Source organism: Aeromonas sp. 130281 (assembly GCF_056642115.1).
In genome coordinates this window covers 21,402-40,905 of sequence record NZ_JBWVQS010000001.1, presented here as the reverse complement: position 1 = coordinate 40,905, position 19,504 = coordinate 21,402, and the positions used below count along the sequence as shown (strand labels likewise).

21 protein-coding genes and 1 pseudogene are annotated in these 19,504 nt (G+C 64.0%); 6 read left to right on the top strand and 16 right to left on the bottom strand.

All coding sequences use genetic code 11. The features are described from left to right. Positions 1-69 precede the first annotated feature (69 nt). Complete coding sequence (locus AC1IN8_RS00210; RefSeq protein WP_319918158.1) at positions 70-1,470, bottom strand: DEAD/DEAH box helicase; 1,401 nt, start codon at positions 1,468-1,470, stop codon at positions 70-72. A gap of 318 nt (positions 1,471-1,788) precedes the next feature. Here AC1IN8_RS00210 and AC1IN8_RS00205 point away from each other — a divergent pair, with 318 nt between their 5' ends. Continuing rightward, positions 1,789-2,601: a substrate-binding periplasmic protein gene (locus AC1IN8_RS00205; RefSeq protein WP_479758447.1), complete on the top strand. Its 813-nt coding sequence runs from the start codon at positions 1,789-1,791 to the stop codon at positions 2,599-2,601. An 83-nt stretch (positions 2,602-2,684) separates the two neighbouring features. Here the strand turns inward: AC1IN8_RS00205 and aroC are convergent, their stop codons facing one another. Both aroC and prmB read right to left on the bottom strand, forming a co-directional pair. Continuing rightward, positions 2,685-3,773 (bottom strand): chorismate synthase, encoded by a 1,089-nt coding sequence (gene aroC / locus AC1IN8_RS00200; RefSeq protein WP_479757658.1) that lies wholly within the window; start codon positions 3,771-3,773, stop codon positions 2,685-2,687. A gap of 16 nt (positions 3,774-3,789) precedes the next feature. Then, positions 3,790-4,725 (bottom strand): 50S ribosomal protein L3 N(5)-glutamine methyltransferase, encoded by a 936-nt coding sequence (prmB, locus tag AC1IN8_RS00195; RefSeq protein ID WP_139434364.1) that lies wholly within the window; start codon positions 4,723-4,725, stop codon positions 3,790-3,792. Between the two features lie 65 nt (positions 4,726-4,790). Between prmB and smrB the strand changes: the two genes are divergently transcribed. After that, positions 4,791-5,315 carry an endonuclease SmrB gene (smrB, locus tag AC1IN8_RS00190; RefSeq protein ID WP_042650147.1) on the top strand — a complete coding sequence of 175 codons (525 nt, stop codon included), beginning with the start codon at positions 4,791-4,793 and terminating at the stop codon, positions 5,313-5,315. Between the two features lie 42 nt (positions 5,316-5,357). Here the strand turns inward: smrB and AC1IN8_RS00185 are convergent, their stop codons facing one another. From AC1IN8_RS00185 to AC1IN8_RS00155, 7 genes and pseudogenes are all read right to left on the bottom strand, one after another. After that, the gene (locus AC1IN8_RS00185) at positions 5,358-5,768 is read right to left on the bottom strand and encodes an SRPBCC family protein (RefSeq protein ID WP_319913587.1); all 411 of its coding nucleotides are present in this window, start codon (positions 5,766-5,768) and stop codon (positions 5,358-5,360) included. Positions 5,769-5,896: 128 nt separating this feature from the next. After that, the gene (locus AC1IN8_RS00180) at positions 5,897-6,496 is read right to left on the bottom strand and encodes a histidine phosphatase family protein (protein WP_479757657.1); all 600 of its coding nucleotides are present in this window, start codon (positions 6,494-6,496) and stop codon (positions 5,897-5,899) included. Between the two features lie 73 nt (positions 6,497-6,569). Next, positions 6,570-6,779: a DUF4287 domain-containing protein gene (locus AC1IN8_RS00175; RefSeq protein WP_479757656.1), complete on the bottom strand. Its 210-nt coding sequence runs from the start codon at positions 6,777-6,779 to the stop codon at positions 6,570-6,572. Between the two features lie 30 nt (positions 6,780-6,809). Next, positions 6,810-7,208 carry a GFA family protein gene (locus AC1IN8_RS00170; RefSeq protein ID WP_247626188.1) on the bottom strand — a complete coding sequence of 133 codons (399 nt, stop codon included), beginning with the start codon at positions 7,206-7,208 and terminating at the stop codon, positions 6,810-6,812. A 157-nt stretch (positions 7,209-7,365) separates the two neighbouring features. Further along, complete coding sequence (locus tag AC1IN8_RS00165; RefSeq protein WP_265435205.1) at positions 7,366-7,731, bottom strand: VOC family protein; 366 nt, start codon at positions 7,729-7,731, stop codon at positions 7,366-7,368. A 156-nt stretch (positions 7,732-7,887) separates the two neighbouring features. Continuing rightward, positions 7,888-9,333: a chitinase gene (locus AC1IN8_RS00160; RefSeq protein ID WP_479757655.1), complete on the bottom strand. Its 1,446-nt coding sequence runs from the start codon at positions 9,331-9,333 to the stop codon at positions 7,888-7,890. 161 nt (positions 9,334-9,494) lie between these two features. Next, a pseudogene (locus tag AC1IN8_RS00155) lies at positions 9,495-10,723 on the bottom strand (methyltransferase). A 156-nt stretch (positions 10,724-10,879) separates the two neighbouring features. Between AC1IN8_RS00155 and AC1IN8_RS00150 the strand changes: the two are divergent. Both AC1IN8_RS00150 and AC1IN8_RS00145 read left to right on the top strand, forming a co-directional pair. Next, positions 10,880-11,458, top strand: a complete 579-nt coding sequence (locus AC1IN8_RS00150; RefSeq protein ID WP_139434355.1) for a PhnA domain-containing protein — start codon at positions 10,880-10,882, stop codon at positions 11,456-11,458. A 599-nt stretch (positions 11,459-12,057) separates the two neighbouring features. Then, entirely contained in the window at positions 12,058-12,693 is a 636-nt protein-coding gene (locus AC1IN8_RS00145) for a LysE family translocator (protein ID WP_479757654.1), read from the top strand. A gap of 122 nt (positions 12,694-12,815) precedes the next feature. Here AC1IN8_RS00145 and AC1IN8_RS00140 read toward each other — a convergent pair whose 3' ends face one another. Continuing rightward, positions 12,816-13,685, bottom strand: coding sequence for a PhzF family phenazine biosynthesis protein (locus AC1IN8_RS00140; RefSeq protein ID WP_479757653.1), 870 nt, complete (start codon positions 13,683-13,685; stop codon positions 12,816-12,818). 201 nt (positions 13,686-13,886) lie between these two features. On the opposite strand from AC1IN8_RS00140, the gene AC1IN8_RS00135 reads away from it, so the two are divergent. Beyond that, entirely contained in the window at positions 13,887-14,090 is a 204-nt protein-coding gene (locus tag AC1IN8_RS00135) for a hypothetical protein (protein WP_106886705.1), read from the top strand. 187 nt (positions 14,091-14,277) lie between these two features. Continuing rightward, positions 14,278-14,727: a hypothetical protein gene (locus tag AC1IN8_RS00130; protein ID WP_479757652.1), complete on the top strand. Its 450-nt coding sequence runs from the start codon at positions 14,278-14,280 to the stop codon at positions 14,725-14,727. 79 nt (positions 14,728-14,806) lie between these two features. Here AC1IN8_RS00130 and AC1IN8_RS00125 read toward each other — a convergent pair whose 3' ends face one another. The 5 genes from AC1IN8_RS00125 to xapA all read right to left on the bottom strand — a co-directional run bounded on the left by AC1IN8_RS00125 (position 14,807) and on the right by xapA (position 19,279). Then, positions 14,807-15,298 carry a SixA phosphatase family protein gene (locus AC1IN8_RS00125; protein WP_479757651.1) on the bottom strand — a complete coding sequence of 164 codons (492 nt, stop codon included), beginning with the start codon at positions 15,296-15,298 and terminating at the stop codon, positions 14,807-14,809. A 38-nt stretch (positions 15,299-15,336) separates the two neighbouring features. Then, positions 15,337-16,251: a DMT family transporter gene (locus tag AC1IN8_RS00120; RefSeq protein WP_479757650.1), complete on the bottom strand. Its 915-nt coding sequence runs from the start codon at positions 16,249-16,251 to the stop codon at positions 15,337-15,339. 47 nt (positions 16,252-16,298) lie between these two features. Then, on the bottom strand, positions 16,299-17,105 hold the full coding sequence (deoC, locus tag AC1IN8_RS00115; protein WP_479757649.1) for a deoxyribose-phosphate aldolase: 807 nt from the start codon (positions 17,103-17,105) through the stop codon (positions 16,299-16,301). A 61-nt stretch (positions 17,106-17,166) separates the two neighbouring features. After that, positions 17,167-18,426 carry a NupC/NupG family nucleoside CNT transporter gene (locus tag AC1IN8_RS00110; RefSeq protein WP_479757648.1) on the bottom strand — a complete coding sequence of 420 codons (1,260 nt, stop codon included), beginning with the start codon at positions 18,424-18,426 and terminating at the stop codon, positions 17,167-17,169. 25 nt (positions 18,427-18,451) lie between these two features. After that, positions 18,452-19,279 (bottom strand): xanthosine phosphorylase, encoded by an 828-nt coding sequence (xapA, locus tag AC1IN8_RS00105; RefSeq protein ID WP_479757647.1) that lies wholly within the window; start codon positions 19,277-19,279, stop codon positions 18,452-18,454. Between the last annotated feature and the right edge of the window lie 225 nt (positions 19,280-19,504).

Genomic DNA, 19,504 nt, shown 5'->3' with positions numbered 1-19,504 from the left:
AGAAAAGCCCCGCCAGATTGGCGGGGCTTTTGTCAACCGAACAGCCGGGGAGCCTGGCTCCCGAGCCGCTTACTGGTTGTGGCTGGCGCGGCGCGGACGACGGGCCTGGGCCGGTTTGGCGGCACCATCGGCGGGACGCTGGCCACCTTGCGGCTTGGGCTTGCCACCGTTGCCGGTGCGGGCACCGCCTGCGTTGCCACCATTGGCGGAGCGACCTGCACCCTGACGCTGGCCCTGACCCTGCGGGCGCGGCGCACGGCGCTGCTCGCTCGGATCGCGGGGCTCTTTGCGCAGCGGCGCGCCGATCCCACGGGCGATGTTGTCGAGGGTCTCGCGGGAGGCTTCAAAACCGGCCACCTGCTCGCAAGGAATGTTCTGCTTGGTCAGACGCTCGATGGCCTTGATGAGCTTGCCTTCATCGGCAGCCACCAGGGAGATCGCATGACCAGCGGCGCCGGCACGCCCAGTACGGCCGATGCGGTGCACATAGTCTTCCGCCACGTTGGGCAGCTCGAAGTTGACCACCTGCGGCAGCTTGTCGATGTCCAGACCACGGGCGGCGATGTCGGTCGCCACCAGCACCTTGACGCTGCCTTCCTTGAAACCGGCCAGGGCACGGGTACGGGCACCCTGGCTCTTGTTGCCGTGGATGGCGGCGGCGCTGACGCCGTTCTTGTCGAGGGTCTCGGCAACGCGGTTGGCCATGTGCTTGGTACGGGTGAACACCAGTACCTGCTGCCAGTCGTTGCTGGTGACCAGGTGGCTCAAGAGCGCGATCTTGTTGGCCTTGTCGCAGGGGTGCACCAGCTGCTCGATACGTTCGGCGGTGCTGTTGCGCGGGGCGACTTCGATCACCGCCGGGTTGTCCAGCAGACCGGTGGCCAGCTCGCGGATCTCTTCGGCGAAGGTGGCGGAGAAGAGCAGGTTCTGACGCTTCTTCGGCAACAGGGCCAGGATGCGACGGATGTCACGGATGAAGCCCATGTCGAGCATGCGATCCGCTTCGTCCAGTACCAGGATCTCCACTTCGTCGAACTTGACGGCGTTCTGATTGTAGAGATCCATCAGGCGACCCGGGCAGGCCACCAGCACGTCCAGACCACGGCGGGTTGCCATCATCTGCGGGTTGATGCTGACGCCGCCGAAGACGACGTGGCTGCGGATCGGCAGGTGCTTGCCGTAGTTGCGCACGCTCTCGCCCACCTGGGCGGCCAGCTCGCGGGTCGGGGTCAGCACCAGGGCACGAATGCGATTCGGGGAGACCTTGCGCTTGCTCTCGGTGAGGCGCTGCAGCATCGGCAGGGTAAAGCCTGCGGTCTTGCCGGTCCCGGTCTGGGCGGCGGCCATCAGGTCACGGCCAGCCAGGACGGCCGGGATCGCTTGTTGCTGGATGGGAGACGGGGTGTCGTAGCCTTGCTCGGCAACGGCACGCAACAAGGGTTCGGCCAGACCGAGGGAAGTAAAACTCATAGTTACCTGCTAGGGATAGGGGCGCCGGGGATCTGTGGTGGGGCTCCTCTGCTGAGCCGATGCCATCTCACAGGATCTGGGCCTATAGAGAAAACAACGATTTCCCCGGGGAGCAGAGCAAAGGGGAAAGAATAGAGGCGCAGTCTAACGGAGTTGGCGCACTTACACGAGGAAAATGTGATGCGCCTCCCAGCACGGCTGGAAATACCGACGTTGGCGGGGCAGAATGGCGATGATGATGCTCGCCAGGGTCCGTCCCTGCCCCTCCTGGGGCGCGAATTCATACCCTCACGACACGGAACAGGGAGGTTCTGCTTGATCAGGAGACATATTCAGGTCGCCATGCGCTCTGCCTTGAGCCTGGGCCTGCTGCTCACACTGAGCCTGCCTCTGGGCGCCAGGGAGACACTGTCGGTGGCCTGGAGCCACTGGCCCCCCTTCAGCCAGATCGATGCCGACGGCGAGCTCGGCGGGCTGGACGTGACCCTGACCCGCCAGATCCTCCGCGGCGCCGATCTTGAGCCCGCGTTTCGCAATCTCCCCTGGGCCCGGGCCCTGCACCTTATGGCGCGCCAGCAGCTGGATGTCGCCATGGGGGCCCTGAAGACCCCGGAGCGGGCACGTTTCGCCCGCTTCTCGGCCCCCTACAGACGCGCCAGCTTCGTGCTGCTCAGCCACAAGGCGGCCCCCGGGAACCCAGATCGCTGGCAGGGGATAACGCACCTTGCGGACTTGTGCCAGCAGAAGGGGCTGCGCCTTGGCAAGCTGAGGGGTACCCGCCCCCTGCCCCTGAGCGACGCCTGCCCCTCCCTTCGGCAGGCGAGCGAATACAACTCGGACGACAGGCTGATCGCCCTCCTGCTGGCGCGGCGCCTCGACGGGGTCATCATAGAGTGGCAATACGCCCGGCATCGGCTGGCCCAGCTGGGGGCAGAGGAGTTCACCCTGTGTCAGGTGCTGCTGCACCAGCAGCCGGTAAGCCTGATGTTTGCCAGCCAGGCGGTGAGCGACGCAGAGCTCGCCCGCATCGATGCCGCCATCGCCGCCCTCCCCCCGCCAGATGCAACCTTTGCCCCGCCGGTGTGCCGCCTCGATGGCAGCCAGCCCCGGGAGAAAGGCGCTCAGGGCTGAGACCCCCGCACAAACGAGAAAGGCGACCCTGGGGTCGCCTTTTTTGCAGAGCATGATGATCAGCCGACAGCGCGGCTTGCCGATCAGCGCAGCTGCGGGGTCTGGGTATGCACGCCCTGGTTCTGGGCACGGTGGCGCAGCAGGTGATCCATCAGCACCAGGGCCAGCATGGCCTCGGCGATGGGCACGGCACGGATGCCGACACAAGGATCGTGCCGACCCTTGGTGATCATCTCGGTGGCCTCGCCGCTGGTGTTGATGGTCTTGCCCGGCACAGTGATGCTGGAGGTGGGCTTGAGCGCCATGCTCACCACTATGTCCTGGCCGGAGGAGATGCCCCCCAGGATGCCGCCCGCATGGTTGCTGGCAAAGCCGGCCGGGGTCATCTCGTCGCGATGCTCCGAGCCTTTTTGCTCCACCACGGCGAAACCGTCACCTATCTCGACCCCCTTCACCGCATTGATACCCATCATGGCGTGGGCGATGTCGGCGTCGAGGCGGTCGAATACCGGCTCCCCCAGGCCCACCGGCACGTTGCGCGCAATGACAGCCACCTTGGCGCCTATGCTATTGCCCTCTTTCTTGAGGGCCCGCATGTACTCGTCGAGAGCCTCCAGCTTGCCCGAATCGGGGAAGAAGAAGGGGTTCTGCTCGATCTGGCTCTGGTCGAAGGCCTCGGCCTTGATCGGGCCGAGCTGGGAGAGGAAGCCCACTATCTCGATGCCGTGCATCTGCTTGAGATATTTCTTGGCGATGGCCCCCGCCGCCACCCGCATGGCGGTCTCGCGGGCGGAGGAGCGACCGCCGCCCCGGTAGTCACGCTGGCCGTACTTCTGGTGATAGGTGTAGTCGGCGTGGCCCGGGCGGAACAGGTCCTTGATCTCTGAGTAGTCCTTGGAGCGCTGATCGGTGTTCTCGATGAGCAGTCCGATGGAGGTGCCCGTGGTGCGCCCCTCGAACACCCCGGCCAGGATCTTCACTTCGTCCGCCTCGCGGCGCTGGGTGGTGTAGCGGGAGGTGCCTGGCTTGCGCCTGTCCAGATCGATTTGCAGATCCGCTTCGCTTATCTCCAGCCCCGGGGGGCAGCCGTCGACCACGGCGCCGAGCGCCAGGCCGTGGCTCTCGCCAAAGGTGGTGACCCGAAAGAGTTGGCCAAAACTGTTCCCTGCCATGGGTGCTCCTTGCTGCTTAGCTCTTGTAAATCGCGAAATGGGCCTGGTACTGCTCGAGCTCGGCCTTGGTCATCACGAAGACGCCGTGACCGCCGTTCTCGAACTCGACCCAGGTGAAGGGCACGTCGGGGAACTGGGCTTCCAGATGGATCATGCTGTTGCCCACCTCGACCACCAGCACGCCGTCATCCTTGAGGAAGTCCGCGGCATTGGCCAGGATGCGCTTGGTGAGCTTGAGGCCGTCGGAACCCGATGCCAGGGCCAGCTCCGGCTCGTGACGGAACTCTTCCGGCAGATCCGACATGTCCTCGGAGTCCACATAGGGCGGGTTGGAGACGATGAGATCGTACTTGTCGCCGGCGGGCAAGTCGCGCATCAGATCGGAGCGGATCGGGATGACCTGCTGCTCCAGACCGTGGTCGTTGATGTTGCGCTCGGCCACATTGAGGGCATCGACGCTGATATCGATGGCATCCACTTCCGCATGGGGGAACTCGTGGGCCATGATGATGGCGATGCAACCGGAGCCGGTGCACAAGTCCATGATCCGGGTCGGCTCCTCTTTCAGGAAAGGGGCGAAACGGTTGGCCACCATCTCGGCGATGGGGGAGCGCGGAATGAGCACCCGCTCGTCCACGTAGAACTCCCAACCCGCGTACCAGGCCTTGTTGGTCAGGTAGGCGGCAGGCACCCGCTCCTGCACCCGACGGATGATGAGCTCGGCGATGCGGTGGCGCTCGCTGGTGGTCAGGCGGGAGTGGCGCATGCCGGGATCCACGTCCGGCGGCAGATGTAACGCGGGCAGCACCAGTTGCACGGCCTCATCCCAGGCGTTGTCGGTACCATGTCCGTAGAAGATCCCGGCGTCGTTGAAACGACTCATGGCCCAGCGCAACATGTCCTGGATGGTGTGCATTTCGGCAACCACCTCGTCGATAAATATCTTGTCCAAATCCACCTCCAAGTCGAGTAATATCCGGCCCGAGAATTCTATACAGCGAGCAAGACGAGTACCTGATGAAAAAAACGCCCTCACCCACAGACGAGGAAAGCCTGCTGTTTCGTGATGCTGTCAAAGGTACCCGGAAAATTAAGCAAGATACCATAAGGGCCTCCTCAAGCCCGGTCAAGCAGAAACGCGAACTGCGTGAAAGCCGCGAAAAGCTTGGGGTTGACCACTTTTTCAGCGACGAGTACCAGCCTCATCTGGACGAAGAGGGCCCGACCCGTTTTGTGCGTGAAGACGTGTCAAAATTCGAGCTGAAAAAGCTCAAGCGCGGCCTCTATCCGCCGGAGATTTATCTGGATCTTCATGGCATGAGTCAGCTCCAGGCCAAGCAGGAGCTGGCCGCCCTGCTCACCCTGTGCCAAAAAGAGAACATTCACGTCGCCTCCGTGATGCACGGCATCGGCAAGCATGTGCTCAAGCAGCGCATTCCAAGCTGGCTGGCCCAGCACCCCAATGTGCGCGCCTTCCATCAGGCCCCGCGGGAATGGGGGGGCGAGAGCGCCATCCTGGTGCTGCTGGATATCGAGGAGTAACCCGGCGCCGGGCAATAGAGAAGGTTGAACGAAAAGCGCGCCTCAGGGCGCGCTTTCCATATAGCGTTTGAAGTTGTCGAGTATGCTCTGCCAGCCGGCACGCTGCTGCTCGCCGCTGTGTTCGGATTCGGCGTCGAACTCCTCGTGCACCCAGGTGCCTCCCTGATCCTCCACGAAGCTCACCCTGACGGCCCGGCCGTCGTCCATGACGTAACCCAGGGAGGTTGGCGGCACCACCTCGGTGAAGGTGCCCTCGAAATCGAACCCCATGCTGCCATCCCGGGCGGCCATACGGTGACAGAAAAGCCCGCCGACCCGCAGATCCACCCGGCTGCCGGGGCAGTGCCATTCGGGGGAGGCGGCATTCCATGCCATGATGCTGGCGGGGGTGTTCCACCCCTCCCATACCAGAGCGACTGGCCGCTCGACCCGGACGCTGACGCTTATCTTCATCTATCTTCTCCTCTTGCCTCGATTCCCGACGCCCATGTGAAGCAGGGGTGTCGCCCCTTGACGGTTGTGTCCCGTGAAGCCCGGCCACAGATGGTCGCCCCCCTCGTCTGCGCAGGGCAAGGCGCGGGTTAATCCTGCCCGGCCGGACGGTGAAATCGGATCGGTGACTGGGCCTGGGGAATATTGAGCACCAGTCTGCCACCGTTATGCAGTTGCCACTCGAAGAAGTCGGCAAACCCCTTGGTGGTGACGGCCCGGATCACCTTGGCCACCACCCCGTGTGCCACCAGCAAGACCCGCTCGCCCTGCGCCTGATCGGCGAGTGCGATCAACCCTGACGACACCCGTGCTATCACCGCATCCAGCGACTCAACGTCGGGCGGCCCTCGGCCCAGCGCCGGGTGATGTTGCGCATCCATAGCTCGGGGTAACGGCTCCTCGCCTCTGCCTGGGTCAGCCCCTCGCCCCCCCCCCACATGACGCTCACGAAAGGCGGGGACTATCCGGGCAGGCAACGCCAGTGCCCCGGAGATCAAGTCCGCACTCTGCCTCGCCCGCAACAGGGGAGAAGTCAACAAGCGCTGAAACGGCGCCCCCTTGGAAAGCACCTGCGCCAGCGCGTCGACCTGCGCCCACCCCGTTTCGTTGAGCCCCATATCCAGCGCCCCCAGATAGCGCCCCTCGGCATTGGCCCGGGTTTCACCATGGCGGATGACCACCAGTTCCATCTTCTATCCTTGCTTCTTCGGCAGTGGTCGAAAGCCCTGACACACGAAAGCGACCAGGGCCGATACGGGCGGATCAACCCTGCGCCAGATAGTGGGCCACCAGGGCATTGGCATGGCCGTGGCCCATGCCGTGCTCGGCCTTGAGCCAGGCCACCAGCGCCATGTGTTTGCGCTCCTCCCGCCCCGCCAGCAGGGCCAGCCAGTGGGCAATCGGCTGCCCATAGGTTTTCTCGATGGAGGGGAAATAGGAGGCAGGCCCCCTCACCTTCTGTTGTTCATCCATGATTGGCTCTCCAGAGTTGCGGCGACAGGTTCAGGGCTTGGGGGCGAACTGCTCGAACACCTGCTGCCCGGTCAGGGTCGGGGTATCGTTCTTGAGCGCATAAAAATCAGGCTTCTCGTCGATGAAGATCTGCCCGGTGAGCTCGAACCCCTGCTCCTGAAACAGGCCGGCAGAGAGGATGTACTCGTCCGTCGGCAACAGATGGTAGAAAAGGTGGGTGCCGCAGGTGGGGCAGAAGCCGCGCTCCGCCCACTCGGACGAGCGGTAGGCCACAGGGGTGAGCCCCTTGAAACTGACCCCCTTGCCACCATGCACCGCGAACATGGGCCCGCCGGACCAGCGCCGGCACATGGTGCAGTGACACAGGTTGACCTCCTTGTGATCGCCGCTCGAGACGGTGATACCGCCGCACAGACAGGTTCCTTGCATATCCAGCTCCTCTCTTCAAGGTGCGAGCCGGCAGTATGCCGGCCGCATTTAGCATCAAATGAGTAGCCGCTCCCCCCGGGTTTCGCCACTGCCGAGGGGGCATCTCCCCTCACCTGGCAGGCGGACCCATCGAGGGATGCCCTCATCGGCATCAGGTTCAGCTCTGCTCCTGCAGGGCGATGCGATTGCCTTCGGGATCCCTGAGCTCGGCCACCCGGATCCGCTCGCTCACCCGGGTAACGGGATAGAGACACGTCCCTCCCGCTGTCAGCGCCCGGGCCATGGCCAGCTCTATGTCCGCGACCTTCAGATAGACCCGGGTGCCGTCCAGGCTCGGCACATAGCTCTCTCCCTTTGCCAGGGCGCCGGAACAGCCGGGCGCCTGCTCATCGAGGGGAAACAGCGCCATCTCGTTGCCATCTATGTGCGCCCGCTCGAGAGCTATCTCGAAGAGCGCCTCATAGAAGCGGATGGCCCTCTCCAGATCCTGTACCGGGATTTCAAAGTGGATGGCGATATTCATGTGTCACTCCTCTGTGCCGGATAAGCACCCGAACACTCTCGACTTGTTCCATGTGCCAGCGGGCCCGTCATAGGCCCCTTGCGCCGGATCCCCATGAAAGAGGGGAAGAGGGGCCCCCCCTTCCCCATCATGACCGATGACGCGCCCTCGCCGGGCTCAGGTCACCGGCGCCCAGGGGTCTCCCTTACCCGGCTCGTTGCCCTGGGTCCACCACTTGGCCTGATACACCACGCCCTTGTGGCTCACCTTGTTGCCTGCTGTGTAGACCTTGCCAGCCTCCCAGGCGGGCACCCCGCCCACCGGCGGCGTGGTCGGATCGACGGGCGCAGGATCGAGCTTGGCCACCACCCGTACCTTGGGCCAGTTGGCGTGGGAGCCGTAGACGTTGGTCACGCACTTCTCGTAATCCCCCGGCACCAGGGCCGAATAGGCGGTCTGGAATCCCACCAGCTCGCACTCGAACGAGTAGCCACCTGGCCTGTCGGCATAATATTTCCAGTTGCCGTCCCAGTTGGTGTAGAGCACGTCGGTGGCGCCGTTCAGGTTGAGGCTGCCATAGGGAGTCTGCTGCCAGCAGGTGTTCTTCTCGTCCGGGAGCAGCGGGATCCCGTAACGGGCGGCCAGTCCTTCCCAGTAACGGATGCGGTTGACCGGCTGCCCCTTGTTCTTGTTCTGCTCGCCACACTCTATGCCACCGTTGATGACGTTGATGGTGGTGCCAAAGCCATAGCCGATGCCCGCCGCGACCTCACGCTGGGAGGGCACCCAGGTTCTGTCGATGACGTGCAACATGGCGGGTTTGGGGGCTTGCGGTGTCAGGAAGAACCAGATGGCGGAGGCGAGGTTGAGCCAGGAGTCGGCCACCAGACCGGGGTTGTTCAGCAGCACGGTGGCGTTGCCGTCAAACATCGCCTCGGAGAAGGCACCGTAGTTGAAGTGATAGGAGAGCTGTTTCGCGCCACGGCCAAAGTAGCCCTGCCCCGTGCTGCAGGGCCATTTCCTGTTCTGCCAGTCATTCTGGCCACAGCCGGTGGTATAGCCGAGTTGCCCCTCGGCCCAGCCCATCTCGCGCACATGCACCAGCGCCTGCTGCCACTCCTCGAGCCCCAGCGGGTTGTCGGAGACATTCTCCCTGGCGATGTGGCCGCCCGTCTCCTGGGCGAAGTGGGCGAAGGCGGTGACGATGGATTTTTTGCAGATGGCGTCCGCATTGCGCCCGTCCGTGTAGTCGCCGCAGAAGGCGGGGAACTTGCCGACCGCCCGCAGGAAGCGCTCATAGGTATATTCGGGGGCCGCCATCTGGGTCAGAAAGTCCCAGTCCGATTCGGTAAAGACCCGCTCGACCCGTTTGACGTTGTCCGGGTTATCGGCTCGCCTCGGCACAATCGCATCCACCAGAATGTTGGGTCGGGTGGCCAGTGCCTTTGACCAGATGCCGTACATGGGGTTGGCCGTCTTGGCCTTTTCAACGGCCGCGATATCGGAGGCGGCAATCACATAGCCACCGCTGTTTTGTGGGTCGGGCTGAATCGTCATGGCCGCAAAAGCTGGCGAGGCGCAGAGCCCCGCAACCAGCCAGGCGGTGCGCTTGAGCATGAACATGGGTAACCATCCTTGTCTTGAAAATGTCAGGGCGAGCATAGGCATCCCGACAACTAAATTCACGACAAGAATTAAGAATTTGGCGAAATTGTGAGCCATGCCACCATGCACTCAGATGAAACCGCGCAACAGCCTCATTTTGACCTCAAGGTACTCGCGTTTTATGCGCCGTGAACGCGCACCGCCCGGATCAGCAGATTGCGAGGGGTCATGGGTTTGTCACAGAACGCCCCCAGCTCGACCTGGTAGCCCTGCTCCTCGAGGAAGAGGGCCCGATCCAGGGCGAGCCAGATCTCCAGCGGACGGCGAAACAGATGGCGCACCAGCTCCATGCGGGCGACGTCCCCAAAGCGCCGCTCCCCCCTGGCGAGGAAGTCGCCATGATCTATCCCCCCAGGCAACACCATCCCCTTGCGCTCGGCGGCCCAGTCACAGAAGGCCTCGAAACTGCCCGCCAGCAGGCTCTTTTGCAGGTTGGGCACCGGCAGGTATTCATCCACCCCGCGCACCTCACGCTGCAGGCAATCGAAGGCGAGACGCCAGATCACCTCCTGCTCGCGCAGGCGGGAGATGCGGGCACCGCCGGTCACCGTCTCCTGCAGCGGCAGCTTCAGGTCGCTCTTGCCAAGGTGCAGGGCGCTGGCCTTGGCGGCCTGCGACAGGGGACGGTAATGGCTGGTGCGGATCAGGTGATAGCAACAGGGGGAGAGGGTCACACCCCGGGCACCGCGCTCGGCCACCAGCTCCAGCAGATGGGTATGCAGCTCACCGCAGGCATGGAGCGCCATGGCGTGATGGTACGGGGCGATGAGCGCCCCCGACTCGGCGGCGAAGGCGTCGGCCTCCACAAACTGCATGCGGGCACCATCGCGCGCCGCGAGCTGCCGTCCCTCCTCGCAGAGCGTGCGCTGCAATTCGAGGCTCAGGATCTCGGCCCCCCTGTGCAGGGAGACCAGGCGCCCCAGGTGGCCCTTGCCGGCGCACCACTCCAGATAGGGGCCCTGATGGGCGGGCAGACAGCCGGTGAAGGCTTCTATCTGCGCCTGCTTGCGCCCCGGCATGTACATCGCCATGGTCCTGGCACAGTGAATGGGTTCGGGGACAAAGGTGTCTAGCTCGCTCAGGGCATGGAGCTCGGCCCCTGCCGGGATCCAGGGGGCAAGCAGGGTGCAAAGCGCCCCCATGTCGGCGTCGAGCCGCGCTATCTCGTCAAGGCCGAGGCCATTGAGGCAGGCGGCAAGCTCGGGGGCCTCATCGGCGAAGGCCAGGCTCAGGTGATGATAGGGCTGGTATTGCCACCAGCGTCTCTCGTTGGTCAGCAAGCAGTCCAGTTGTCGAAAAAGGTGAGCCAGCACGGTGAGCTTGTCCTGCTATCAAAAGGGAGGCTCATTCTAGCGATCTGCCATCAAAAAGCACTCGCCAGCGCGCCTGCCCCCACCCCTTGCTGGTAGCCTGACAAAAAGCAGGGATTTGTGCTATATTCCGCCCCCTCATTAGCGCGACTCGCCCACGCGGGTCGTTTTACCCATATGAACGGAACCAAAACATGACCATCAATGCCATCCTGCAAGCGCGTGCGGACGCCAAGTGTGAGCTGTGTGGAGCAGAACATGCGCTGACTGCCTTCCCGGTGCCACACTCTCCCGCCAGTGACGATGACCACAGCGTGGCGCTGTGCGCCACCTGCCGTGGCCAGCTGGAGCAGCCGGACACCACTGAGGTCAACCACTGGCGCTGCCTGGGTGACAGCATGTGGAGCCAGGTACCGGCGGTGCAGGTGATGGCATGGCGCCAGCTTAAAAACCTGTCCGCCCGGGGCGAGATCTGGGCCCAGGACATGCTGGACATGATGTACATGGAAGAAGAGACCAAGGCCTGGGCCGAAGCGGGCAGCGCCAGCGACGATGACGACAGCGTGCCCACCGTCGACTCCAACGGCGCCGTGCTGCAGGAGGGGGATTCCGTCACCCTGATCAAGGATCTGGACGTCAAGGGCGGCGGCTTCACCGCCAAGCGTGGCACCCTGGTCAAGGGCATTCGCCTCACCAGCAACCCGCTGCACATCGAAGGCAAGGTCAACGGCGTGCAGATCGTGCTGGTCGCGGCCTACCTGAAGAAGGCCTGATCCCTTCGCCTGTGCTCGGATGATGCAAGAAGCGCCCCCAGGGGCGCTTTTCTGTTGCCGGGTCACCGCCTATGTTGGCGCGGCCGAAGTGGCGCCACCGGGAAACTGGACTATCCTGCAAACCAGCCCCGATGAGCGAGCCACCCCTTCGCCGGATCTGTGTCAGGGGAGCATCCGCTCCCGACACCCTGATGCACTGGCCCGAATGGAATTCATGTGGCACTCTGGGCTCTTCAGATGGAGAGATCCTGAACATCATGATCCCATGATGTTCTCTTGACACAAGGAGCACGACCTATGGCCAAAGCCAGCAAGAAAGATATCAAGAAGAAAATCGCCGCCCGCCAGGAGAAGATTGCCAAGCACGAAGGCAAGATCAAGAAGCTGAAGAAAGCCCTGAAATAAGGGTCGGCAGCCTGGATAAACCGTCCTTCGTGGACGGTTTCTTATTTTTCCGGGCAGCACAGCCCCCTGAGTCCCCTTTACCCCAAGCCACCACTTAAGTTAAGCACCTGAAAAACCGCCACATCCTGGTGGCAGCCGTCACTGGACGCGGCCCCGGGGGCGGAGCATGATGAGCTCTTTACCAAGGAGAGATCATGAACCTGGATACATGGATGTTGTTCCTGCTGGCCTATCTGCTGGCGACCCTGACCCCGGGGCCCAATGTGCTGCTGGTGGTAAAGAACGGCCTGCAGCTCGGCTGGCGCCCGGCCCTGCTCACCATAGGCGCGAATCTGTTCTGTCAGGCCATTTTCATCTGTCTGGTCGCCATGGGGGTGGGGGCCCTGCTGCAGACCTTGCCGCCCCTCTTCCTCGCCCTCAAGCTGGCGGGCGGCGGTTACTTGATCTATCTCGGCTACAAGGCGCTGCGGGCAACCGACGCGGGGAGTCAGGAGGCGCAACGGGTTGGCGCCCGCCCCCCGTCCCGGAGCAAGGGCTCCCTGCTGCGGGAAGCCTTCCTGGTGTCGGCCAGCAACCCCAAGACCATCATCTTCCTCTGCGCGCTGCTGCCCCAGTTTCTCGATCACCAGAGCCCGCTGCCCATCCAGTTCTTCACCATGTACCTGACCATCTGCGTCATCGTCACCCTGGTGCACCTCTGCTATGTGGCCCTGGCCAGACGCGCCGGCAGCTACTTCAAGCCGGCGCGCGGCCAGCGTCTGTTTAGCCGCATCACTGGGGGGATCTTTATCTCTCTGGGCGGCGCCATCTTGCTCAGCGGTCGACCCTGAGCGCCCCATAGGCCCCTGATCAGCGGATGATCAGGGGCCTATCTTGCCCTCCAAGGGGCTCTTTCTCTTCACTCCCCAGCCAAGGCGGCGGCCGGTCAGGCCGTCACTCTCGCATCACGCCATCACATCAGCCGTGCCCCGCCGGACACCCGCACAGAGCTGCCGAGTTCGGCCGGGATCTCGGCGTGCAGCCGCGACGGCATGCCCATGTCTTCCCCCTGCACTATGTCGATGGCACCGCCGTGGGGCCAGTGCAGGTCGCGCAAGTAGCCGGCGAAGGCGGCGGTCGCGGCGCCTGTGGCCGGATCCTCATAGACGCCGCCGTAGGCAAAGGCATTGCGGGTGTGGAACAGCCGATCCCCTTGCACATGGACCAGCAGAATGGTCACCAGCCCCTCCCGGCGCATCAGCAGGCGACCCTGCGCCAGCGAATAGTGCATGGCCGAGAGCGCAGCGCGATCCTTGAGCGCCAGCACCAGATGATCGGCGCCGCCGTGGATGAGCGCTGGGGGAATGCGGGGATCCAGGCTGGCAGCGTCATAGCCAAACAGCACCAGGGCTTCGCGCATCAGATCCGCCTGCGCCGGTTTGCTGCGGGTCGACGGGGATTGCAGCGCCGCCTGCCATTGCCCCTGCTCATCCTGCCAGCCCGAGACCCGGATCTTGGTCTGACTGAGGCACAAGGCATGGTCCCCTGCCCCGAAGCGGCGCGCCAGCGCCACCCCGAGGGCGATGGTGGCATGGCCGCAAAACGGCACCTCCGCCTCGGGAGAGAAGTAGCGCACCCGCCATTGGGGCGCCTCTGCGCCTTGCTCCTCGCTGTACAGCGGGGCGGCGAAGGCCGTCTCCGAAAATCCGACCTCTGCGGCGATCCGCTGCATCTCCTCCGCCGTCGGCAGTTGGGCCCCGATCCAGACACCGGCGGGATTGCCCCCCCGGGGTCCATCGGAAAAGGCGGCGATCCGCACCAGCTCAGTGACCAGCTCCGTCATGACAACTCCTTGGCTTCTTGCTTCATGAAAAGTGGGGTTCATAGGCTCATCCTGGCGGCCCCTTCCGGGGGCGCGCATCAGGGGTTCAGCTTACCCATAAAATTAACGGCCGCACAGGTGCCGCTTGAGAGCCGCGGATCCGGGCACTGGCGACTAGAGTTGGGAAACGTGTCTGTATATGCGCCTGCAGTGGAGTGCCATATGTATTCATACACCCTCATTTTCAGGGAAGAGGTCGACAAGCTGACGGCCCCCGAGCACGAAATCCTGTTGCAAAGCCCGGCCCAGGCCGGGGATTTCGTCATCCTCTCCGACGGCAGCCGCCACCAGGTGATGTTCGTCACCCATCGCGCCCACTACAGCAGCCTCTACCTCGACAAGGGAATAAGAGTGCCCCAAAGCTGAGCTGGCGGGCTCAGGAGTAAGGTGGATGGCACCGATTTGGCTGGCTCCCCTGTGCGAGTCCAGCGCCAGGTGCTAACGTGAAACAGGCCTGCCACCTCGCACCCAGGATGTGCGCAAACCCAGGCCGTTGCCCATGGCCGCCGAGGCTGAACTGAATCGGCAAGACTCACATTTTGAGGGATGAATTATGTCCAGGAATGCTGCTCTGATCGTGACCCTGACCCTGCTTGGCATGGCCCCGGCGCACGCCATCAACGCAAAATATGCCCAGCAGTTGGAACGCTCCGGCTGTACCCAGGTGACCGAGGCCCAGGGCTGCGATATTCACAAGACCAAGGCCGAGAACGCGGCCGCCGGGTTCGGTGATGCTCCGGCGGCCACCAGCGCCAGCCCCTACGCCGGCAACTGGGTCGCCACCTTCCCCGAGACAGGCGCCACCGTCGCCACCATCCGCATCGATGACAAGGATCAGGTGTGGGTCAACGACAAGAAGGTCAGCGCCAGGAAATCCGACGGGGCCCTGGTGTTCAAGGAGGGCATGGTCATCTACACCATCCAGGGGGATCGTCGCATCAAGGGGGAGGATGGCTGGGTCGACAACGACGCGGGCACCAAGGGACCGATCGCGGCCAAATAACCCCGTTACCATCACAACAAGGGGAGCCTAGGCTCCCCTTGTTGTTTCTGTCTGCTTGCAAACGGGACCCTCTCTACCCCTACCCCTTTTTCGGATAGTCGAGCACAGCCGTCACCGGCGTTTGCGACGCGGCGGCCGACCAGGAGGGGGCGTCGAAGGTGAAGCGGGCGACGGCGCAGGTCGGCATCCGGGTGATCCTGCCGGAAAAGCGGTGGGCAAGGTCGGTGAACCCGGGATCGTGACCAAAGAGCATGACGCACCTGAACGCGTCACCAAGCTCAGCCATCACCTCAAGCAGGGTCCCGACATCGCCGCCATAGAGCCGCTCTTCCGTGACTATCTCCTCTGGCCGGTAGCCGAGCACCTCGGCGATGATGTTCGCCGTCGACAGGGCCCGGCAGGCGGGGCTCGACAGGATAAGGTCGGGCCTCACCCCCTCCCTCGCCAGGCGCCCGCCCATCAGGGGAGCGTCGCGCAGGCCCCGCTTGGCGAGCGGCCGCGCCCTGTCAGGCAGCCCCTGCTCTTCCCAGCTCGACTTGCCGTGGCGCACCAGGATCAGGGTTCTTCTCATGACGCTCTCCTTCTTGATAACGGCCACAGGCCCCCCCCTCAGACCGTTCCCCGTTTGCCGGCATGAACGGGCAGCAGCACCATGACCACCATGGTCAGCAGCACGCCCCCGACACCCCAACCCACCTGCTCCCAGTGTACTGTCTCCCCGGTCAGCATGCCGGTGAGCAACACCATCACAGGGATGAGGTAGGTGTAGGCCGACACCTGCTCCGGTTGCAGCGCCACGCTCCCCTGCTGGAACAACAAGAAGCTGAGCGCCGTGGCAAAGAGGGCCAGATAGCCAAGCCCCAAGCCCACCGGCAGGGAGACCCGGATCCAGTCGGTCGCAAGCAGTCCGGGCAGCGCCACCGGGGTGAGCAGCAGGGTGGCGCAGATAAGGGTCCAGCCGGTCAGGTGGAGGAAGGACTCCCCCCGGTAGTAGCGCTTGATCAGGATGGGGTTGAGGGCCATGGCCACGCAGCCGAGCAGGTAGATGCGATTGCCGGGAGTGAGGCTGAGGTTCGCCACCAATCCCAGATCGCCGCGAAAGATGATGAGGGCCGCGGCCACCATGCCCCCCATCAGGGCCAGCCCCATTCCCCAGCCGATGGCGCGGCGGAAGATCAGCATGCCGGCCAGGGCGCTGATCAGCGGCACCGTGGTGTAGAGTGCGCTGGCATCGAGGGCGCTGGTCTCCTGCAGCGCCACGAACATGGCGACGAAGTAGCAGAGGGCCGGCAGGGAGATCAGGGTATAGCGCCCCAGATCCCGCAGGGAAGGCGGCGTGAAACGCCCCTGATACCCCAGCACCCCGACGAAGATAAGGGAGGCCAGCAGGTAACGCACCCAGGTGACCACCAAAGGATCCAGCACCGCCGTCAGGGCGCTGCCGATGGGAAACGAGAGGCTGATGAGCAGGGTGAACAGCAGCACCTTGCCGTGGGCCTTTGCAACATGGGGAAGTGAAGACATGCAATGCACCTGTACCAAGGGGCGCCCGCAGGCGCCGCCGGAAGAGATCAATAACCGTGGTCGGTAGCAGGGGACATCTTGCCCTCGCCAAGCGTCACCAGCAACTGGTCGAGCAGGCTGGAGGCGCCGAAGCGAAAACGCCCGGCAACCAGCCACTCATCGCCAAAGTGCCCGGCCGCCATGGCGAGATACTCCCCCGCCTCCCGGGCGCTTTTCACCCCGCCCGCCGCCTTGAAACCCACCCGGTCCTGAGCGCCGCACTCGGCGATGGCCGCCAGCATGACCCGGCACGCCTCCGGGGTGGCATTGACCGCCACCTTGCCGGTAGAAGTCTTGATGAAATCGGCCCCCTCCTCGATGGCGAGCAGGGAGGCGGCGCGAATAAGCGCAGGGGTCTTCAGCTCGCCGGATTCGATGATCACCTTGAGCAGCCGGGTCCCGCACAACCCCTTGCAGCCACGCACCAGCGCCCGGGCGGGCGCCTCGTCCCCGGCCTTGAGCGCACGCCAGGGGATCACCAGATCGATCTCGTCTGCGCCATCCATGAGGGCTGAGCGGGTCTCGGCCAGCACGACATCTAGCCCATCGTCCCCATGGGGAAAGTTGACCACGGTGGCGACCTTGACGTCAGGGGTGCCCTGAGCCGCCAGGGTGAGCCTGGCCAGCCCCACGAAGCGCGGGTAGATGCACACAGCCGCGGTGTTGCCGACGGGGGTCCGGGCCTGATGGCAGAGGGCGATGATGCGCGCGTCGTGATCATCGTCGTTGAGGCTGGTGAGGTCCATCAGCGAGATGGCACGGATGGCGGCCTCGGTGGTGGCACAGGCAGGTTGAAAGGCAGTCACTGGGGTCATGGAAGGCTCCTGTCGGGATAAGAGAGGGGCGCCGCAGCGCCCCGGAACAAGGGTGAGAGACTCAGGTCAGGGAGAAGAAGACACCGGCGATGGCGGCGCTCATCAGGTTGGAGCAGGTGGCCGCCAGCACGGTACGCAGGCCGTAGCGGGCGATAAAGTCGGTGCGCGACGGGCACAGGGTGCCGAGGCCGCCGATCAGGATCCCCATGGAGGCCAGGTTGGCAAAGCCGCACAGGGCGAAGCTGATGATCACCTTGGACTTCTCCTCCAGCACCTGCAGGCCGGCGGCGGTGACCGTGCTCGCGTCTTTCAGGTAGGGAGCCAGATCGCTGTAGGCCACGAACTCGTTCACCACCAGCTTCTTGCCGATCATGGCGCCGGCAATACCGATATCCGCCAGCGGCACGCCGAGCAGGAAGGCGAGCGGCGAGAAGATCCAGCCCAGAATGAGTTCGAGGGAGAGCGGCATGCCCACCATCTCCCCCACCCCGCCCAGCAGGGTGTTGACCAGGGTCACCAGCCCGATCATGGCGATCAGCATGGCGCCGATGGCCGCCGCCAGCTTGAGGCCGCTGCTGGCCCCCTCGCCTGCCGCCGCCAGCACGTTCTCCGGCTTCTTGCCATCAAACTGGATGCTGTGGTCGAACACATAGTCCGGCTGGCTGGTCTCGGGGATGATCAGCTTGGCAAACAGGATCCCGCCGGGCGCCGCCATGAAGGAGGCGGCCAGCAGGTACTGCATGTCCACTCCCATCATGGCGTAGCCCGCCAGCACGGTGCCGGAGACCGAGGCCATGCCGCCGCACATGACGGCGAAGAACTCGGAGTCGCTCATCCTGGGCATGTAGGGCTTGACCACCAGGGGCGCCTCGCTCTGACCGACGAAGACGTTGGCCACTGCCGACATGGATTCGGTCTGGGAGGTGACAAGCAGCCGCGCCATGGCGCCGCCGATGAAGCGGATCACCAGTTGCATTACGCCGAGGTAGTAGAGCACGGCGATGAGCGCCGAGAAGAAGACCACCAGCGGCAGCACGTTGAGGGCAAACACGAAGCCGATGCCCTCCACCGAGAAGTTGACCAGGTTGCCAAACAGGAAGTGGATGCCCGCCTTGCCGCTCGCCAGCACCGCGTCGACCCCGTGAGCCATCCCCTCCAGCGCCCGGCGCCCCAGCGGCACATAGAGTACCAGGGCACCGATGGCGACCTGCAAGGCCAGCGCCAGCCCCACGGTGCGCAGGCGAATGGCCCTGCGGTTGGTCGAGGCGAGCACGGCGATGAGGATCAGCGCCGCCATACCGAGAAATCCTGCTGCAAACATAACTGACCTCCTGGTCGTTCCCTGCTTACTGGAAGTGGTGCTGGATAAAGGCGTTGATGAGGCGGATGAAGTCCGCTTCCGCCAGCTTGGCGCACTTGAGGGTCTGCTCGTGGGAGAGCTGCACTTCCCCAAGCCCCTCCGCCATGTTGGTGATGGCGCAGATTGCCAGCACCGGCAGCGCGCAGTGGGCGGCGCTGACTACCTCGGGCACCACCGACATTCCCACCACGTCGCCACCGATGATCTGCATCATGCGGATCTCGGCGGCGGTCTCGAAACAGGGGCCGCTGTAGGAGACGAACACCCCCTGATTGACGGCAATCCCCTCCCGCTCGGCCAGCGCCAGCGCCTCGCTGCGCAACCCCTTGTCATAGGCATTGGCCAGGCTGAAGAAGCGCGGGCCATAGGCCTCGTCATTGGCCCCCGTCATGGGGGTGCCCGGCATGGTGTTGATGTGATCGTTGAAGATGACCAGGGAGCCGACCCCGATCCGCTCCGGACGCAGCGATCCTGCCGCATTGGTCACCAGCAGCAGCTCGCAGCCCAGTCGCTTGAAGGTACGTACCGGGGTGGTCATCACCTTCATGGTCTCGTGTTCGTAGTAGTGGCCGCGCCCCTTCATGCAGACAACGTCCACCCCGTGCAGCTTGCCGAGCACCAACTCGCCGCTGTGGCCCGCCACAGTGCTGACCGGGAAGCCGTCCAGCTCCTCGTAGGGAATGGTGACCTTCTCCTCCAGCGCATCGGCCAGCACACCGAGGCCGGAGCCCAGGATCATGGCGGCGCGGGGGGCAAACCCCGGCTTGCGGGCGAGAATGGTGGCGACGGCGTTGAGTACGGGATCTTGTTGCATGAGTTGCACCTCTTGAGGCTGTGAATGAGACATGACGCTCACTCTAGGAGAGGTATTGGACGACAAAAATCGCTAAAATCGGCCTGATTATCCTGATATAAAGCACAATGGCCGGTGTGATGGGGCGCTGGCGCGCCTGAAATGGCCCAAAAACCGCCACCTCATGCCATTTCTCCGTCAAACGGAGCGCCGGAGGGAGAAAAGCGGTGGGACCCTGTGTGATGT

Bases quoted from the DNA above. Each gene is read 5' to 3' on its own strand.
- AC1IN8_RS00135 (WP_106886705.1), top strand. From the start codon at position 13,887: ATGTATTCATACACCCTCATTTTCAGGGAAGAGGTCGACAAGCTGACG.
- xapA (WP_479757647.1), bottom strand. From the start codon at position 19,279: ATGCAACAAGATCCCGTACTCAACGCCGTCGCCACCATTCTCGCCCGC.
- AC1IN8_RS00145 (WP_479757654.1), top strand. From the start codon at position 12,058: ATGAACCTGGATACATGGATGTTGTTCCTGCTGGCCTATCTGCTGGCG.
- AC1IN8_RS00150 (WP_139434355.1), top strand. From the start codon at position 10,880: ATGACCATCAATGCCATCCTGCAAGCGCGTGCGGACGCCAAGTGTGAG.
- AC1IN8_RS00140 (WP_479757653.1), bottom strand. From the start codon at position 13,685: ATGACGGAGCTGGTCACTGAGCTGGTGCGGATCGCCGCCTTTTCCGAT.
- AC1IN8_RS00180 (WP_479757657.1), bottom strand. From the start codon at position 6,496: ATGGAACTGGTGGTCATCCGCCATGGTGAAACCCGGGCCAATGCCGAG.
- AC1IN8_RS00165 (WP_265435205.1), bottom strand. From the start codon at position 7,731: ATGAATATCGCCATCCACTTTGAAATCCCGGTACAGGATCTGGAGAGG.
- deoC (WP_479757649.1), bottom strand. From the start codon at position 17,105: ATGACCCCAGTGACTGCCTTTCAACCTGCCTGTGCCACCACCGAGGCC.
- AC1IN8_RS00185 (WP_319913587.1), bottom strand. From the start codon at position 5,768: ATGAAGATAAGCGTCAGCGTCCGGGTCGAGCGGCCAGTCGCTCTGGTA.
- smrB (WP_042650147.1), top strand. From the start codon at position 4,791: ATGAAAAAAACGCCCTCACCCACAGACGAGGAAAGCCTGCTGTTTCGT.
- AC1IN8_RS00170 (WP_247626188.1), bottom strand. From the start codon at position 7,208: ATGCAAGGAACCTGTCTGTGCGGCGGTATCACCGTCTCGAGCGGCGAT.
- AC1IN8_RS00130 (WP_479757652.1), top strand. From the start codon at position 14,278: ATGTCCAGGAATGCTGCTCTGATCGTGACCCTGACCCTGCTTGGCATG.
- AC1IN8_RS00110 (WP_479757648.1), bottom strand. From the start codon at position 18,426: ATGTTTGCAGCAGGATTTCTCGGTATGGCGGCGCTGATCCTCATCGCC.
- AC1IN8_RS00125 (WP_479757651.1), bottom strand. From the start codon at position 15,298: ATGAGAAGAACCCTGATCCTGGTGCGCCACGGCAAGTCGAGCTGGGAA.
- AC1IN8_RS00120 (WP_479757650.1), bottom strand. From the start codon at position 16,251: ATGTCTTCACTTCCCCATGTTGCAAAGGCCCACGGCAAGGTGCTGCTG.
- aroC (WP_479757658.1), bottom strand. From the start codon at position 3,773: ATGGCAGGGAACAGTTTTGGCCAACTCTTTCGGGTCACCACCTTTGGC.
- AC1IN8_RS00160 (WP_479757655.1), bottom strand. From the start codon at position 9,333: ATGTTCATGCTCAAGCGCACCGCCTGGCTGGTTGCGGGGCTCTGCGCC.
- AC1IN8_RS00175 (WP_479757656.1), bottom strand. From the start codon at position 6,779: ATGGATGAACAACAGAAGGTGAGGGGGCCTGCCTCCTATTTCCCCTCC.
- AC1IN8_RS00210 (WP_319918158.1), bottom strand. From the start codon at position 1,470: ATGAGTTTTACTTCCCTCGGTCTGGCCGAACCCTTGTTGCGTGCCGTT.